Raw genomic sequence first — 14,382 nt, 5'->3', positions numbered from 1 at the left:
CCCCCTATTGCACATAAAAGTTGCAACACATCAAGATTCGGAAAGCCAAAGGCTTTCTAGAGAATGAAATGGCGGGGAATTTGAGGCAGCAGAACAGCCGCCTGAGACACCACGCCCTGAAATTTCCAGGACGCGGCAAGCTGTGAAGGAATCAGCGGGCCTGAACGCGCCTGGACATAGATAGGTCGAACATAGATCGACTAGCACTGTCGCCGGGGTCGGGATTCACCACACAGCTCCTATAAAACTAAAGAACCCGTATTGTAACGTGCGCAAGCCCTCGCCACAAGGGCAGGCCTGTGAAAAACCTTTACTTTACAAGGCACTTGATGTGTTTAATACACAGACAGATCCAGCCAGCCCATATAACGATAAAAGGCCATGATGATATGTACCAGCCAGAACAGGCTGATATTGGCAAAGGCAACCGTCGAGACCACCGCTGCCAGGGCGCTGGGCCAGCCATGCTGATTGTGTTGCTCGCTTTGGGGGTTGTAGAGCGCGTCAAATTTTTCGGGGCTACGCAGCGCCAGAATCACGGCCTCGATAATCCCGGCACTGACCGGCAAGATCAGCAAATTGGGGAATAACGAATCCAGCCCCTGCTGAAACATCAGCGTTCCCAGAATGGCCAGGCTGGTAAACATCAAAGGGACATACCAAAAACGTCTGCCCAGATAGCGGTGCTGTGCGCCCACCACACCTAATAGAAGAGACAGCCACGCAGCGGTGACTTTATGGCGAAAAGGTTTGGTCTGTTCAAATGACAAAGTCTGCTGAGACATGCAGGGCATCCAATCCGGGCTTGTGCTGCCAGCCATTGCGCACAGCTGTCATTTGCTTAAAGCCAATTTGACAGCCACCTTCCCGTACAATACCTGAATTACTTCCTTGCCGTCATGAGGTCCCCCATGAATGCCACCGACTACGACATCGCCATTTGTGGCGCCGGTCCCGTAGGCGCATCTTTGGCGCTAATGCTGGCTGCCCAGCACCCAAGCCCGTCACGCATTGCCGTTCTGGGGAAAAACTTCAATCTGGCCAGTACCGAACATGCCCAGGGCGATCCACGCACCCTGGCCCTCAATCACGGCAGCCGTCGCCTGATTCTGAATCAGCTCAAAGCCTGGCCCGAGCGCGCCGCCCTGATGCGCACCGTGCATGTTTCCCAAAAAGGACGTCTGGGCCGTTGTCTGATTCAAGCCGACGAACTGGGTGTACCTGACCTTGGCGCCGTGGTTCATTACGATGATTTGCTCTGGGCCCTGCATGCCCGGTTCCGGGACAGCGGCGTCACGCTGCTGCCCGCTCAGGAGGCCCGTACCCACTCCGCCCCCAAACAGATTCTGGTCGACCACGATGCGGGTCAAGCCACAGCCTTGATTGCCGTACAGTGTGATGGCGTCCGCCCTACCGGCGTGCGACGCGATTACGGTCAACACGCCTTGTTGACGACGGTGCGCGCCAGCCAGCCTCAAACCGGCTGGGCCTACGAGCGCTTTACCGAACACGGCCCCTTTGCGGCCCTGCCCCACCCTGATGCTCCTGACTTGTACGCGATTGTCTGGTGCAATAGCCCGGAACGCAGCCAATCCTTGGCCGAACTGCCTGTTCAAGAGTTCCAGGCCGCCATGCTGCAAGCCTTTGGAGAGCGCCTAGGACATCTGGAGCTGGTCTCCAAGCGCCACATCTTCCCGCTTGCCTTTCATGCTGGTCCCAGTCGCTTGTCCGAACGCCTGCTGGCAGTGGGCAATGCCGCCCAGACCTTGCACCCGGTTGCCGGTCAGGGTCTGAACCTGGGCTTGCGTGATGTCGCACAATTGTCACAGTGTCTGGCCGCCTGGCAAGCCGATTGCAGCCAGAACCCCGATCCCTTTTTGGCTCGTTACGCTCGTCTGCGCCGCCCGGATCGCTGGTTGACTGCCGCAATCACCGATACCTTGCCGCGTCTGTTCGCCACCAGGAATCCATTGATCCAGCATGCATGTGGTCTGGGACTGTTGGCCATGGACACCCTGCCCTTCGCCCGTCAGCCATTTGCCCGACAGCTGCTGCAAGGAATGCGCGCCTAGGCCCACCTGCGTTACAGGCCCCGATGCGGGGCCACCCCTTATTCTTCTTGTAAGTCCTTGCCCACGAACCCGTGTCGCAGGGTTAAAATCTTCCCCATGCGTATCGGCCCCTGGACCCTTCCTAACCCTATTTTCATTGCCCCCATGGCTGGAGTAACAGACAGACCTTACCGTCGTCTGTGCAAGACGCTGGGCGCCGGTTATGCCGTCTCGGAGATGGCCGCCAGCAACAAGCGCTTGTGGGACAGCGTGAAAACATCACGACGTCTGAATCACGAGGGTGAAGCGGATCCGGTAGCTGTACAGATTGCCGGTTCAGACCCTGAAATGATGGCCGAAGCCGCTGTGTTCAATATCAGCAAAGGCGCTCGCATCATTGATATCAATATGGGTTGTCCGGCCAAAAAAGTCTGTAACGTGGCCTCGGGTTCCGCCCTCTTGCGTGACGAGCCACGCATCATTGAAATCCTTGAACACGTTGTCAAGGCATGTACTCCCTACCAGGTTCCGGTTACACTCAAGACCCGCACCGGCTGGGATGCGCAATCGCGCAATGCTGTTCGTATTGCCCGCTTGGCCGAAGATATCGGCATCGCCGCTTTGACCCTGCATGGCCGCACCCGCTGCGACTTCTACCAGGGCCACGCCGAATACGACACCATACGCGAAGTCAAAAACAGCCTCTCTATTCCGGTCATCGCCAATGGGGATATCGATAGTCCCGAAAAGGCAAAATTCGTACTAGAGTACACCGGAGCGGATGCCGTCATGATCGGTCGAGCCGCGCAAGGACGACCCTGGATTTTCCGGGAAATCCTGCATTACCTCGAACATGGCGAACATCGTGCAGCCCCCACCTTCGGCGAACTGCGCGATTGCATGATCGAACACCTGCAAGACCATTACGCTTTCTATGGGCAGCACACTGGAGTACGTACTGCCCGCAAGCATATAGGCTGGTATTTGTCGGATATGCCGGACTCCCGACACTGGCTGGACCAGATTAATCGTATCGAAAACTGTGCAGATCAATTAGAAGCCATTACTCACTGGTTTCAAGAATGCGACCTGGACCAGCCCTACCTGCAATAACAGACAGCTGTGTGGCTCTTTTGTATTTAAGTACTACGTATACCTTCAGAAAAAAATGTCAACGACCAACCCACTAGAACAGTCCGTACGTGAACGCCTCGAACGCTACTTCGCCGATCTGGGCGAATCCGAGCCACGCGATCTGTTGTCGATGGTCATCTCCTGCGTGGAACGGCCTGTCCTGCAAGTTGCCCTGGAGAAATCCGCGGGCAACCAATCCAAGGCCGCAGAAATGCTGGGCATCACGCGTAGTACTTTGCGCAAGAAGCTCAGTGCCCACAATCTGCAACCCTGATTCCTAACTCTCACGTCTCACCTTCCATGAAAATCCAGACAGCTCTTCTCTCTGTCTCCGACAAAACCGGTATTGTCGAATTTGCCCAAGCACTCGCCCAACGCGGAGTGCGGCTTTTATCCACTGGTGGCACCGCCAAGCTGCTGGCCCAAGCTGGCCTGACAGTTACCGAAGTGGCCCAGCACACCGGTTCGCCAGAAATTCTGGATGGCCGTGTCAAAACACTGCATCCAAAAATTCACGGTGGCCTGCTGGCGCGTCGCGACAGCGCCGAACATTTGAAGACTCTGGAAGAGCACGGCATTGACCGTATCGATCTGCTGGTCGTCAACCTCTACCCTTTCCGTGAAACCATTGCCAAGCCGGGTTGCACCTTTGCCGATGCGGTAGAGAACATTGATATTGGTGGCCCCGCCATGTTGCGCGCTGCTGCCAAGAACCACGGTACGCCTGAAGGCGGCGCCTGTGTGGTGATTGACCCTGTCGATTACGAACGCGTACTGGCTGATATGGATGGCCCTGCTGGTCACCCTTCTTACGGCCTGCGTCTGGAACTGGCCGCCAAGGTTTACGCCCACACCGCCGCTTACGACGGTGCTATTGCGGCTTACCTCACCAGCCTGGCTCAGGCCGAGCCTGCCCAGGACAGCGCCCCCGAAGTGAACACCTGGCCCAATGTGCTGACCATTCAGCTCAAACAGGAACAGACTCTGCGCTACGGCGAGAACCCGCATCAAAGCGCGGCTTTCTACACAGACGGCACCATTGGCGAAGGTCTGCTGGGTCGCTACAAGCAGCTACAGGGCAAGGAACTGTCCTACAACAATATTGCTGACGCCGATGCCGCTTGGGAATGTGTCCGCAGCTTTGACGCGGGCGCTTGCGTCATCGTCAAGCACGCCAATCCTTGCGGTGTAGCTCTGGGCGAAACCGCCGAGGAATCCTATCGCAAAGCGTTCCAAACTGACCCAACGTCGGCCTTTGGCGGCATTATTGCCTTCAACCGTGAAGTGGACGAAGCCGCTGCCCAGGCGATCAGCAGCCAGTTTGTAGAAGTGCTGCTGGCACCTTCCTACACGCAAGGTGCTCTGGACGTGTTTGCCGCGAAAAAGAACGTGCGCGTGCTGAGCATTCAGCCCGGTCAGGCTCACAACGCTTTCGACGTGAAACGTGTCGGCGGCGGCTGGTTGGTGCAAACGCCCGACACCTTCCGCGACAACACCGAAGCCTTCAAGGTCGTGACGCAAGTACAACCTACCGCCCAGCAAATGCAAGACATGCTGTTTGCCTGGAACGTGGCCAAGTACGTGAAATCCAACGCCATTGTGTTCTGCGGTCAGGGCATGACCCTGGGTGTGGGCGCTGGTCAGATGAGCCGTGTGGACTCTGCCCGCATCGCCTCCATCAAGGCTGAAAACGCTGGCTTGACCCTGCAGGGTTCGGCTGTTGCGTCCGACGCTTTCTTCCCCTTCCGTGATGGTCTGGATGTAGTTGCCGAAGCAGGCGCCACCTGCGTGATTCAACCCGGCGGCAGCGTGCGTGATGACGAAGTCATTGCCGCCGCCAACGAGCGTGGTATTGCCATGGTCTTGACCGGCACACGCCACTTCCGTCACTAATATGCGAATCCTGGGCATAGACCCTGGCTTGCGTCGCACTGGTTTCGGAGTGATCGACGCCCAGGGGCCCAGCTTGCGCTATGTGGCCAGCGGGACCATCGTGGTCCCGCCTGATCTGCCTCTGGCAGAGCGGCTAAAGCTGATTCTGACTCATATCACTGAAGTGATTGAGCAAAGCAAGCCCGATACCTCTGCCATCGAAAAAGTCTTTGTAAACAGCAACCCTGCCTCCACCCTTTTGCTGGGGCAGGCACGGGGCGCCGCTTTGTGTGCGCTGGCCGTAGGCGGGCTGGATGTACATGAATACACAGCGTTGCAGATCAAGAAAACCGTCACCGGCAGTGGCCATGCTGCCAAAGAACAAATCCAGCTGATGGTCCAGCGGCTCTTGCAGCTGAACGGCCTGCCCGCACCGGACTCGGCCGATGCCCTGGCCTGCGCCATCAGCCATGCTCATCACAGCAGTGTGGTGGGCGGCCTGCAAAAAGGCGGAGCCATCACCACCGGGCCGCGCCGTCGCATTCGCGCTGGCCGGATCTTGGGTTAACTCTCCAGAAGGAACGTCATGATAGGTCGCATCCGGGGTACCTTGATCGAAAAACAACCACCTACCATCTGTGTGGATGTGGGTGGGGTCGGTTATGAAATCGATGTCCCCATGAGTACGCTCTACCAAATGCCAGAGCTGGGCGCACAGGTCAATCTGTTCACCCATCTGGCTATTCGTGAAGATGCTCACGTGCTGTTTGGCTTTTCCAGCCTGAACGAGCGCAGCACTTTCAAGGCACTGATCAAAGTTACGGGCATTGGTGCCCGCACCGCCCTGTCCTTGCTCTCGGGCATGAGTGCAGAAGAACTGGCTGATGCCATTACGCGCCAGGAAACGTCCCGTCTGGTCAAGATTCCGGGCATAGGCAAAAAAACAGCCGAGCGTCTTTTACTGGAACTGCGTGGCAAGCTGGGTGCAGACCTGGGCAGCGGCGGTACAGTCAGCGCCGCTCCCAATAGCCGGGATGATGTGCTGCACGCGTTGGAAGCATTGGGCTACTCCAACAAGGAAGCCAGTGTTGCTGTCAAAGCCTTGCCAGATGATATTGATGTGTCAGAAGGGATCAAGCAAGCGCTGAAATCGCTGTCACGCGCTTGAGACGACACTGCTATGTATAAAAAATCGGGCCGTTCATATGAACTGCCCGATTTTTAAAAACTATTCCATTTATCAAGCGAGCAGACGCCCCAAGGCGGATACATCCACATTCCCGCCACTGATCAGTACGCCAACCTTGCGGCCTTGCAAATCACCCTGACGCATTACCGCCGCGGCACCCAAGCAACCTGTAGGCTCCACAACCATCTTCATGCGTTCCGCAAAGAAACGCATGGCCTGAACCAGCTCGGTATCAGGCACCGTCAAAATATCTGTGACCATGCTGCGAATCAGCTCAAACGTCATGGGCGCCAAAGCTTGGGTCAGCGCCCCATCAGCAATCGATGCAGGCGGAGCAATCTTGACGATCTCCCCACTACGCAGGGACTGCTGGGCATCATCCCCAGCCTGCGGCTCAACACCAAAGACTTCACAAGCCGGTGCCATAGCCTTGGCGGCCAGCAAACAGCCCGACAGCAAGCCACCGCCCCCTAATGGAACATAGAACTGCTGCAAGTCCGGCACTTCCTGAAGCAGCTCCAGTGCCGCCGTTCCCTGCCCCGCGATCACATCAGGATGCGCAAAGGGAGGAATCAAGGTCAGCCCTTCACGCTCGACCAGCTCTTGTGCAATTTGGGCACGATCTTGGGTCAAGCGATCGTACTCGATCACTTTGGCACCGTAGCCACGCGTTGCGGCCAATTTGGCAGCCGGAGCATCCGAATTCATGATGATGGTGGCCGGTATCCCCAAGAGCTTGGCCGACAGGGCTACAGCTTGCGCATGATTGCCCGAGGAAAAAGCGACGACCCCTGCTTTTTTCTGCTGCTCGTTCAACTGCGCCAGCGCATTGAAGCCACCGCGAAACTTGAAAGCACCAATACGCTGAAAGTTCTCGCACTTGAAGTAGACTTCGCCATTCAGGCGCTCGTTCAAGGTTGCGGAAGTCAAGACCGGTGTGCGGTGTGCCACAGGCGCCAAGCGTTCAGCGGCGGCTACAACATCAGCAAAATCAGGTAATTCCAGGGACATGGCTAAAATCTCGATTAAAAACTCCAACCCACATTATGCGCGATGCCATGCGAAGCAGCCTAGCGCTGGCCGGACAAATCCAGCCTGGCTGCTACGGATGACCGATTTGCCCGCGCACTCCATGAACACTGCCATGTGCCCTGATACTCAGGCGGTGGGTGCTTGGTGTACCATACTGTATATTCAATCAGCGTAGTCATCATGGCCATACATTCCGATTCGCTCTCCAGCCTGCCTTCTGAACAGCGCATCATTACGCCCAAACCCTTGTCACCCAACGAAGAGTCCATCGAACGCGCCTTGCGACCCAAGATGCTGGAGGACTATGTCGGGCAAGCTCGGGCGCGCGAACAACTGGAAATCTTTATTGCGGCTGCTCGCCAACGCCAGGAAGCGCTGGACCACGTCTTGCTGTTTGGCCCTCCCGGTTTGGGTAAAACCACGCTGGCCCACATCATTGCCCATGAAATGGGCGTGAACCTGCGCCAGACTTCCGGCCCCGTGCTGGAGCGCCCCGGTGATCTGGCCGCCTTGCTGACAAACCTGGAACCTAACGACGTCCTGTTTATTGACGAGATCCATCGCCTGTCTCCCGTCGTCGAAGAAATTCTGTATCCGGCACTGGAAGACTTTCAAATTGACATTCTTATTGGCGAAGGCCCGGCAGCGCGCAGCGTCAAACTGGATTTGCAGCCCTTCACCCTGGTCGGTGCCACGACTCGTGCCGGCATGTTGACTAACCCCTTGCGTGACCGTTTTGGCATTGTGTCCCGTCTGGAGTTTTATGACGTCAAAGACCTGACGCATATCGTGGCGCGCAGTGCCGGGCTACTGAATGTCAGCACGACGGATGAAGGCACCTACGAAATTGCCCGCCGCTCGCGTGGCACCCCGCGTATTGCCAACCGACTTCTGCGCCGAGTACGCGATTACGCCGAAGTCAAAACCGGCGGCATCATCCATACCGAATGCGCACAAGCCGCCCTGTCCATGCTGGAAGTGGACCCACAAGGCCTGGACTTGATGGACAGAAAATTGCTGGAGGCCATCGTGCATAAATTCGACGGTGGCCCGGTTGGGGTAGACAGCCTGGCGGCAGCCATTGGTGAAGAACGCGACACGATCGAAGATGTGATCGAACCCTATCTGATCCAGCATGGTTTTTTGCAACGCACCCCAAGAGGCCGCATTGCTACCCTGAACACCTGGCGTCACCTGGGGCTCACGCCGCCACGCAACACACAGGGTCAGGATCTGTTCGACGCAGAATAAGCGCTTAGCCCCGGCGAGCCCAGGGGCGGAACACCAACAGCAAGGTAATCGCAATCGACACGGCGGCAGCCAGCAGCAAGGCTGTCAGCCAGTGTAAATGCGTGAAGGTCAACGCCAGCGTGGTGCAAAACCCCGCCAGACTGCCTGTTCCCCACAAGGCCGAACGCAAAGTCGCGACCAAGCTGGCTGCCCCCAAGGTTTGGTGAATGGTCACGGCGACCACGGTGTAGCCAATGGGGAAAGCCATGATCAGCCCCGACAAGCTCGGCCCCAGCAAAGAGCTGCTGGTGGTCACGATAGCAACCAGAAGTCCTGCCAAAGCCCCTCTGAATATCAGCAAGCCCCAACCCGCTTTTGCTTTGCTGGTCCCTTTCATGCCGGCCAGACGACGCGACACGCGCAAACTGAACGCAGTCACAGCAATAAACAAAGCCAGCCCCAACACAGGTTGCACGGGCATGAAGGACAAGAGCAAGGCGGCCACCGCCCAACCAGCAACCGCACACAATAAGGTGCGACAAGGCGACAAAGTGGGAGCACAAACAATGATGAGCAGCAAAAACAGCTGAGTCGCACTAAGCGAATACACGGCATAGGTTGCCGCCTGCTGCACATAATCGGCGGGGAACTGCTGGGACAGAAAATAGAAGCCGGGGCCCAACACCATGGGCAAACCCGCCAGAGCACCACCAATCAATGGGCCAAATGCGCTCACTGACCACGACACCAGAACAACAACCAAAGCGGTGGCGGCCATGCGGACTGCCAAAGCAGACCACGCCACATCAAGAAAAGCAGTTTCCACGACGGTATCTCGCGGTGAAACCAGTTGTCCAGAGCAGCCTGACTCAGCGCTAGTAAAGACGCTGGAGCCAGGCGGCTTCTGTCATCCTTAGCTCACCACACTCCAGTCCAGGGCTTGACCGGCAGCCAGAGGAATCAATGGCTCACCGGCCATCTCCACAGACTCGGGGATCGTGAACTGGCTGCGCTGCAAGGTCATTGTTCCTTCATTGACGGGCAGGCCGTAGAAAGCAGGGCCATTCAAGCTGGCAAAGGCTTCCAGGCGATCCAGACGGCCAGCCTTGTCAAAAGCCGATGCGTACAGCTCCATCGCGTGCAGTGCGGTATAACAGCCCGCACAGCCACAACTTTGTTCTTTGCGGCTACGCGAGTGTGGTGCACTGTCTGTACCCAGGAAGAAACGATTGCTGTCGCTGGTGGCAGCATCAACCAGGGCCTGGCGATGCTTCTCGCGCTTCAAGACAGGCAAACAGTACCAGTGTGGCTGCAAACCGCCTTGGAACAAAGCATTACGGTTATAGAGCAAGTGATGGGCGGTGATGGTTGCGGCAACCGGGCCTTCCGCCTGGCTCACATAGGCAGCGCCCTCTGCCGTGGTCAGGTGCTCAAACACCACTTTCAGTTCGGGGAAGGCCTTGCGCATGGGGATCATCACACGCTCGATGAATACGGCTTCCCGGTCGAACAAGTCGATGCTGGGGTCTGTGACCTCTCCGTGCATCAGCAAAGGCATACCCGATTCCTGCATCTGGGCCAGCACCTTGGAACAGTTCTTCAACAAATCTGTCACGCCCGCGTCGGAGTTGGTGGTGGCACCGGCAGGATACAGCTTGACGCCATGCACAACTCCGCTTTCCTTGGCGCGGATAATTTCCTCTGGCTGAGTATTGTCGGTCAGGTACAAGGTCATCAAAGGCTCAAACTTGCCAGCGTACTCAGTTTTGGCCAAAGCGGCCAGGATACGCTCGCGGTAGGCCAGAGCCTGTGCCGTTGCGGTAACGGGCGGCGTCAGGTTGGGCATGACGATAGCCCGGTCAAATTGTGCCGCGGTATGGCCCAAGACCGATTCCAACACAGCGCCATCGCGCAGGTGCAAATGCCAATCATCAGGACGACGAATGACCAGGGTATCCACAGTAGGGCTCATATCTTTACTCAATATCAAACAAAGGCCCGTGCTTTGAACCGTCAATAAAGCAACAGGTGCCACAATTGCCTTTCAGCAGGCCGAATCCATCATTATGCTACAGCTACCTGTGCTGCGCATGATTGGCACAGGAATCCCGAACCCAAATCCATAGTGCGTTGCAGCAGCCTGTAAACACTGGAAAATCTGCTTACAGACCCGCAAAGCTCTTGCTCACAAAGGGCTTGGACGTATAGGGAGTATCACGGTATGCTGACAGACAAGTCGTGCCCTAGCGCATAACCCGCCCCTTCAACTCGTTTCTCAGGAGTTCCGTTCATGGCCAGCACTGAAAAAAAGCCTGCTACCCGCAAACCCAATGCAGCCTTCATGAAACCACTCACTCCTAGCCCAACACTGGCTGCGGTGATTGGCTCTGGCGCGCTGCCGCGTACTGAAGTTACGAAGAAAATCTGGGAATACATCAAGAAACACGATCTCCAGGATCCCAAGAACCGTCGCAACATCAATGCCGACGCCAAGCTGCGCCCCTTGTTCGGCAAGGACCAGGTCTCCATGTTTGAACTGACCAAGCTGGTCAGCGCTCACCTGAAATAAGCACGGGGTGCCCAGGCACCTCTGGCAATATCGGGCCGCGCCGCTGAGCTTTCAGCCGCGGCCCTTTTTTCATTTGGCGGCATCAAGTCCGCTGCTTTCTCGTATTCATGTCGATTTCATTCTCTACCCCACCCGCTCAAATCCCACGCGCCTTGTGCTGGCTACGCCGTGATCTACGTTTGCACGATCATGCTGCCTTGCACCATGCCTTGAAAAGTGGTCTGCCTGTAGCCTGTGTGTTTGTCTTTGACAGCACCATCCTGCAATCCTTACCCGCCAATGATGTCCGACTGGCTTTTATCTACGACAGCCTGCTACAGGTTCAGGAGCAACTGCGTCAAAATGGCAGTGAACTGATCACCGTTTATGGGGACCCCGTACAGAAAATTCCAGAATTGGCGTTCAGCCTGAATGCAAGAACCGTCTATACAAACGAGGACTACGAGCCTGCGGCCATCACGCGGGATCGGGCTGTCAGCCATGCTCTATCCTCACAAGGCATGGAACTGCAGTTGTTCAAGGACCAGGTGATCTTTGCGCAGGATGAAATCCTGACCCAACAGAAACAGCCCTACACGGTTTTTACGCCCTACAAGCGCAATTGGCTGGCGCGTATCCAATCTGAAAATGTGCAAGCATACGACTGCTCGCAAGGCCAATGGGCCGCGCTGCCCGAGCAATCCTTGCCTGGTTTGGAGCAATTGGGCTTTCAAGACGAGTCTCGCGCAAAACTGCTGAACCCCGCCGGTTGGCAAGGCGCCCAAACCTTGCTGGAAGAATTCGAACCCAGAATCCACGCTTACCAGGAGCGCCGAGATTTTCCAGCCAAACGAGGGGTATCCTATCTGGCCCCCCATCTACGCTTTGGAACCCTCTCTATCCGCCAAGCGGTATCTTTAGCTTGGCCCAGCGACTCCGAGGGCGCAGCAACATGGCTGAGCGAATTGATCTGGCGAGAGTTCTATCAGCAGTTCCTGTGGCATCACCCTGAAACGGCGACAGAGAGCTTCAAGCCCGCCTACAAGGATCTGCCCTTCCCTAATCGCGAAGACTGGTTCCAGGCCTGGAAAGAAGGCCGGACTGGCTACCCGATTGTGGATGCCGCCATGCGTCAACTGAACCAGTCAGGCTATATGCACAACCGGCTACGCATGATCAGCGCGTCCTTTCTGGTGAAAGACTTGCTGATAGACTGGCGTTGGGGTGAGCAATTTTTTGCTCAGAAGCTGCTTGATTACGATATGGCTTCCAATGTGGGAGGCTGGCAATGGGCCGCCTCTACCGGATGCGATGCGCAGCCTTACTTTCGCATCTTTAATCCCATTACCCAATCGCGTAAATTTGATCCTGATGGGCAATTCATACGACGCTATGTCCCCGAGCTGGCTTCCCTGGACAAGCAGGCCGTGCATGCCCCCTGGCAGGCCAAGCAGCTTCCTATCGAATTCAGGCTGGGACAGGATTACCCGGCCCCCATCGTGGATCACGACACACAACGGCATCTTGCTTTGGCGCTATTCAAGCAAGCAGGAGAGCAAGAGCAAACGGATTGAAATACCTTAAGGATATTTATGTCAGACAGCTCCCGACCACCACCTCCAGCCAGTACCCCGGTATTACTGCAAAACCTGCAAACCGCTCATCCTCAAGCACAAGTGGCTATCCTTGATTTCGGCTCCGATCACGCTGAAATAAGCATGGCTCATAAGGGTGTCCCTGTTCATACCGAGCACTTCCCGGAACTTAGTGGCGTCCAGCTCTTGGCAAGCTGTTTCGCAGACTCCAGCTCGCGCGCAGCGCAGTTGGAACATGCTATCGAGGTCGTGGAAGACGCGATCATGCCAGCCAGCCTGGATCTGCGTCAGTTCATGGTGTTTGCCGCTGGGGAGTTTGCTGAAGAGCTTGGCGTCTGGCTCACAGATGCCCAAGGCAGCGAGCAGCACACTCTTAATCGGGACATGATTGACGACCTGTTCACCCTGTATGCAGCAGCCAGCCAAGGAGCGGTCAGCCTGAAAATGATCAACGCGGGCTCTTTGGAAAATATCCATCAGCTGGTCAATAATCAAAACCTGGGTATTTATCTCTTGCTGCTGCGTGAGTGCCTGCATCATATGCATGTCGAACAGATCCACCTGCTGGCACCTTAAAGTCTTCCTCAACAGGGATAAGCGAAACGCACCGACCAAGGGCCTGAACCGGGGTGCATAGCCAAGCAGATGCTGGCCAAATCTGAGCAAGCCCAAGCAAAGCAACATCAAATAAAAAAAGGTGCTCATCTGAGCACCTTTTAAATATTTCTTTCTGGGCTACGCCAGAACACTACTGAAATGGGATCGCGTTAGTAGTCGTGGCCCAGAGCCTGACCACCTGCCAAAGCCAACCAGCCTTTAATCAGACGGTGGATGATCCATACCATGGCTACCAGAGCGGTTACCCAACCAATAAAGATGGTCGTCAGCAAAGCGCTCAACACCACCCACAACAGTCCCCACCAGAAAGTCTTGATGACCCAATCCAGATGGCTGGCATAAATAGTGCCCGATGCATCACCGCGTTTGACGTAAGCCAGAATCACAGCTGCTACAGCTGCAGCACCGAAGATACCTGCACTGATCATAGCCAAAGAAAACAAGCCATAGCAGATGTGCGTAATCTTGCGCAGCGACAAGCCTGGTTCAAGCTCGGGGCTAATGGGCTGATTCATTCGGTTCTCCTGAAACAAGCATTAACAATAACTATACCGAACTATTTTACCCATACTTTGAGCATTAACCGTATGACAGTGGCAGAGCTACCACCATCCAGGCAGAAGAAGCGGCGTATGAAATGCCGCTTCTATGATCCAGTCACGTTCTATGCAGTTACCGAAGAAACAAGCGCTATGCGGGCCACTCATAGAGCAGGCACCGCGCATGCCGATTAGCGTCACTATCCGGAGCAATCAGTAGCAGCAGCAGAAGAAGAAGAAGAAGAAGAAGAAGTGGTCTGTCGCCGCGTTTCAACAACAGACAGTCAGTACAGCAAGAGAGGAACGACCGACCACCCTACAGGTAAGCAGCGACGGATTGAACGCCAATCCTCTTGTGCAGGGACAGGATGCCATGACCAACCTACTAGGCTTAGGCCAATCGGCGTCGGTAAGAACAGGGAATACACGCAGCCCGGAACGGGCCAGGATGGGGGGCGGTACGCCTGAACCGGGTGGTCCAGGGTCAGGCCTTCGAGCAATCCGAGACAGGCCGGTAGCCTGCTCTTTTGTCGCCGCATAAAACAAAACCCCCGCAAGGGATGCTTGCGGGGGG

General features: G+C 56.1%; 15 protein-coding genes. 10 read left to right on the top strand and 5 right to left on the bottom strand.

Annotation, left to right across the window (positions count from 1 at the left end; all coding sequences use genetic code 11):
* Positions 1 to 335: 335 nt before the first annotated feature.
* Positions 336 to 785, bottom strand: coding sequence for a hypothetical protein (locus WFM49_RS00075; protein ID WP_250756016.1), 450 nt, complete (start codon positions 783 to 785; stop codon positions 336 to 338).
* Positions 786 to 911: 126 nt separating this feature from the next.
* Between WFM49_RS00075 and WFM49_RS00070 the strand changes: the two genes are divergently transcribed.
* From WFM49_RS00070 to ruvA, 6 genes are all read left to right on the top strand, one after another.
* Entirely contained in the window at positions 912 to 2,072 is a 1,161-nt protein-coding gene (locus tag WFM49_RS00070; protein WP_336971076.1) for an FAD-dependent monooxygenase, read from the top strand.
* Positions 2,073 to 2,168: 96 nt separating this feature from the next.
* Entirely contained in the window at positions 2,169 to 3,164 is a 996-nt protein-coding gene (gene dusB / locus WFM49_RS00065; RefSeq protein ID WP_021446962.1) for a tRNA dihydrouridine synthase DusB, read from the top strand.
* 55 nt (positions 3,165 to 3,219) lie between these two features.
* Complete coding sequence (locus WFM49_RS00060) at positions 3,220 to 3,459, top strand: helix-turn-helix domain-containing protein (RefSeq protein ID WP_003803089.1); 240 nt, start codon at positions 3,220 to 3,222, stop codon at positions 3,457 to 3,459.
* A gap of 26 nt (positions 3,460 to 3,485) precedes the next feature.
* On the top strand, positions 3,486 to 5,078 hold the full coding sequence (gene purH / locus WFM49_RS00055; protein WP_226349516.1) for a bifunctional phosphoribosylaminoimidazolecarboxamide formyltransferase/IMP cyclohydrolase: 1,593 nt from the start codon (positions 3,486 to 3,488) through the stop codon (positions 5,076 to 5,078).
* Position 5,079: 1 nt separating this feature from the next.
* Positions 5,080 to 5,625 carry a crossover junction endodeoxyribonuclease RuvC gene (ruvC, locus tag WFM49_RS00050; protein ID WP_009459794.1) on the top strand — a complete coding sequence of 182 codons (546 nt, stop codon included), beginning with the start codon at positions 5,080 to 5,082 and terminating at the stop codon, positions 5,623 to 5,625.
* 18 nt (positions 5,626 to 5,643) lie between these two features.
* Positions 5,644 to 6,225 carry a Holliday junction branch migration protein RuvA gene (gene ruvA / locus WFM49_RS00045; protein WP_009459792.1) on the top strand — a complete coding sequence of 194 codons (582 nt, stop codon included), beginning with the start codon at positions 5,644 to 5,646 and terminating at the stop codon, positions 6,223 to 6,225.
* Positions 6,226 to 6,297: 72 nt separating this feature from the next.
* Here the strand turns inward: ruvA and WFM49_RS00040 are convergent, their stop codons facing one another.
* On the bottom strand, positions 6,298 to 7,257 hold the full coding sequence (locus WFM49_RS00040; protein WP_009459790.1) for a threo-3-hydroxy-L-aspartate ammonia-lyase: 960 nt from the start codon (positions 7,255 to 7,257) through the stop codon (positions 6,298 to 6,300).
* 201 nt (positions 7,258 to 7,458) lie between these two features.
* Here WFM49_RS00040 and ruvB point away from each other — a divergent pair, with 201 nt between their 5' ends.
* Positions 7,459 to 8,529, top strand: a complete 1,071-nt coding sequence (gene ruvB, locus WFM49_RS00035) for a Holliday junction branch migration DNA helicase RuvB (protein ID WP_003803078.1) — start codon at positions 7,459 to 7,461, stop codon at positions 8,527 to 8,529.
* Positions 8,530 to 8,533: 4 nt separating this feature from the next.
* Here ruvB and WFM49_RS00030 read toward each other — a convergent pair whose 3' ends face one another.
* Together WFM49_RS00030 and pyrC are read right to left on the bottom strand one after the other, a co-directional pair.
* Positions 8,534 to 9,334, bottom strand: coding sequence for a hypothetical protein (locus tag WFM49_RS00030; RefSeq protein ID WP_336971072.1), 801 nt, complete (start codon positions 9,332 to 9,334; stop codon positions 8,534 to 8,536).
* An 87-nt stretch (positions 9,335 to 9,421) separates the two neighbouring features.
* Positions 9,422 to 10,480 (bottom strand): dihydroorotase, encoded by a 1,059-nt coding sequence (pyrC, locus tag WFM49_RS00025; protein WP_021446964.1) that lies wholly within the window; start codon positions 10,478 to 10,480, stop codon positions 9,422 to 9,424.
* Between the two features lie 318 nt (positions 10,481 to 10,798).
* Here pyrC and WFM49_RS00020 point away from each other — a divergent pair, with 318 nt between their 5' ends.
* The 3 genes from WFM49_RS00020 to WFM49_RS00010 all read left to right on the top strand — a co-directional run bounded on the left by WFM49_RS00020 (position 10,799) and on the right by WFM49_RS00010 (position 13,227).
* Positions 10,799 to 11,077, top strand: a complete 279-nt coding sequence (locus tag WFM49_RS00020; RefSeq protein ID WP_009459783.1) for an SWIB/MDM2 domain-containing protein — start codon at positions 10,799 to 10,801, stop codon at positions 11,075 to 11,077.
* A gap of 107 nt (positions 11,078 to 11,184) precedes the next feature.
* Positions 11,185 to 12,630: a cryptochrome/photolyase family protein gene (locus WFM49_RS00015; RefSeq protein WP_336971069.1), complete on the top strand. Its 1,446-nt coding sequence runs from the start codon at positions 11,185 to 11,187 to the stop codon at positions 12,628 to 12,630.
* A gap of 18 nt (positions 12,631 to 12,648) precedes the next feature.
* Positions 12,649 to 13,227, top strand: a complete 579-nt coding sequence (locus WFM49_RS00010) for a hypothetical protein (RefSeq protein WP_336971067.1) — start codon at positions 12,649 to 12,651, stop codon at positions 13,225 to 13,227.
* Between the two features lie 191 nt (positions 13,228 to 13,418).
* On the opposite strand, the gene WFM49_RS00005 is transcribed toward WFM49_RS00010, so the two are convergent.
* Positions 13,419 to 13,784 (bottom strand): DUF4870 family protein, encoded by a 366-nt coding sequence (locus WFM49_RS00005; RefSeq protein WP_009459779.1) that lies wholly within the window; start codon positions 13,782 to 13,784, stop codon positions 13,419 to 13,421.
* Positions 13,785 to 14,382: the final 598 nt, after the last annotated feature.

This window comes from Alcaligenes sp. PF14 (genome assembly GCF_037150615.1).
GTDB classification, from domain to species: domain Bacteria; phylum Pseudomonadota; class Gammaproteobacteria; order Burkholderiales; family Burkholderiaceae_B; genus Alcaligenes; species Alcaligenes phenolicus.
The sequence above is the reverse complement of the archived record's forward strand: the minus strand, read 5'-3'. Positions and strand labels throughout refer to the sequence as shown.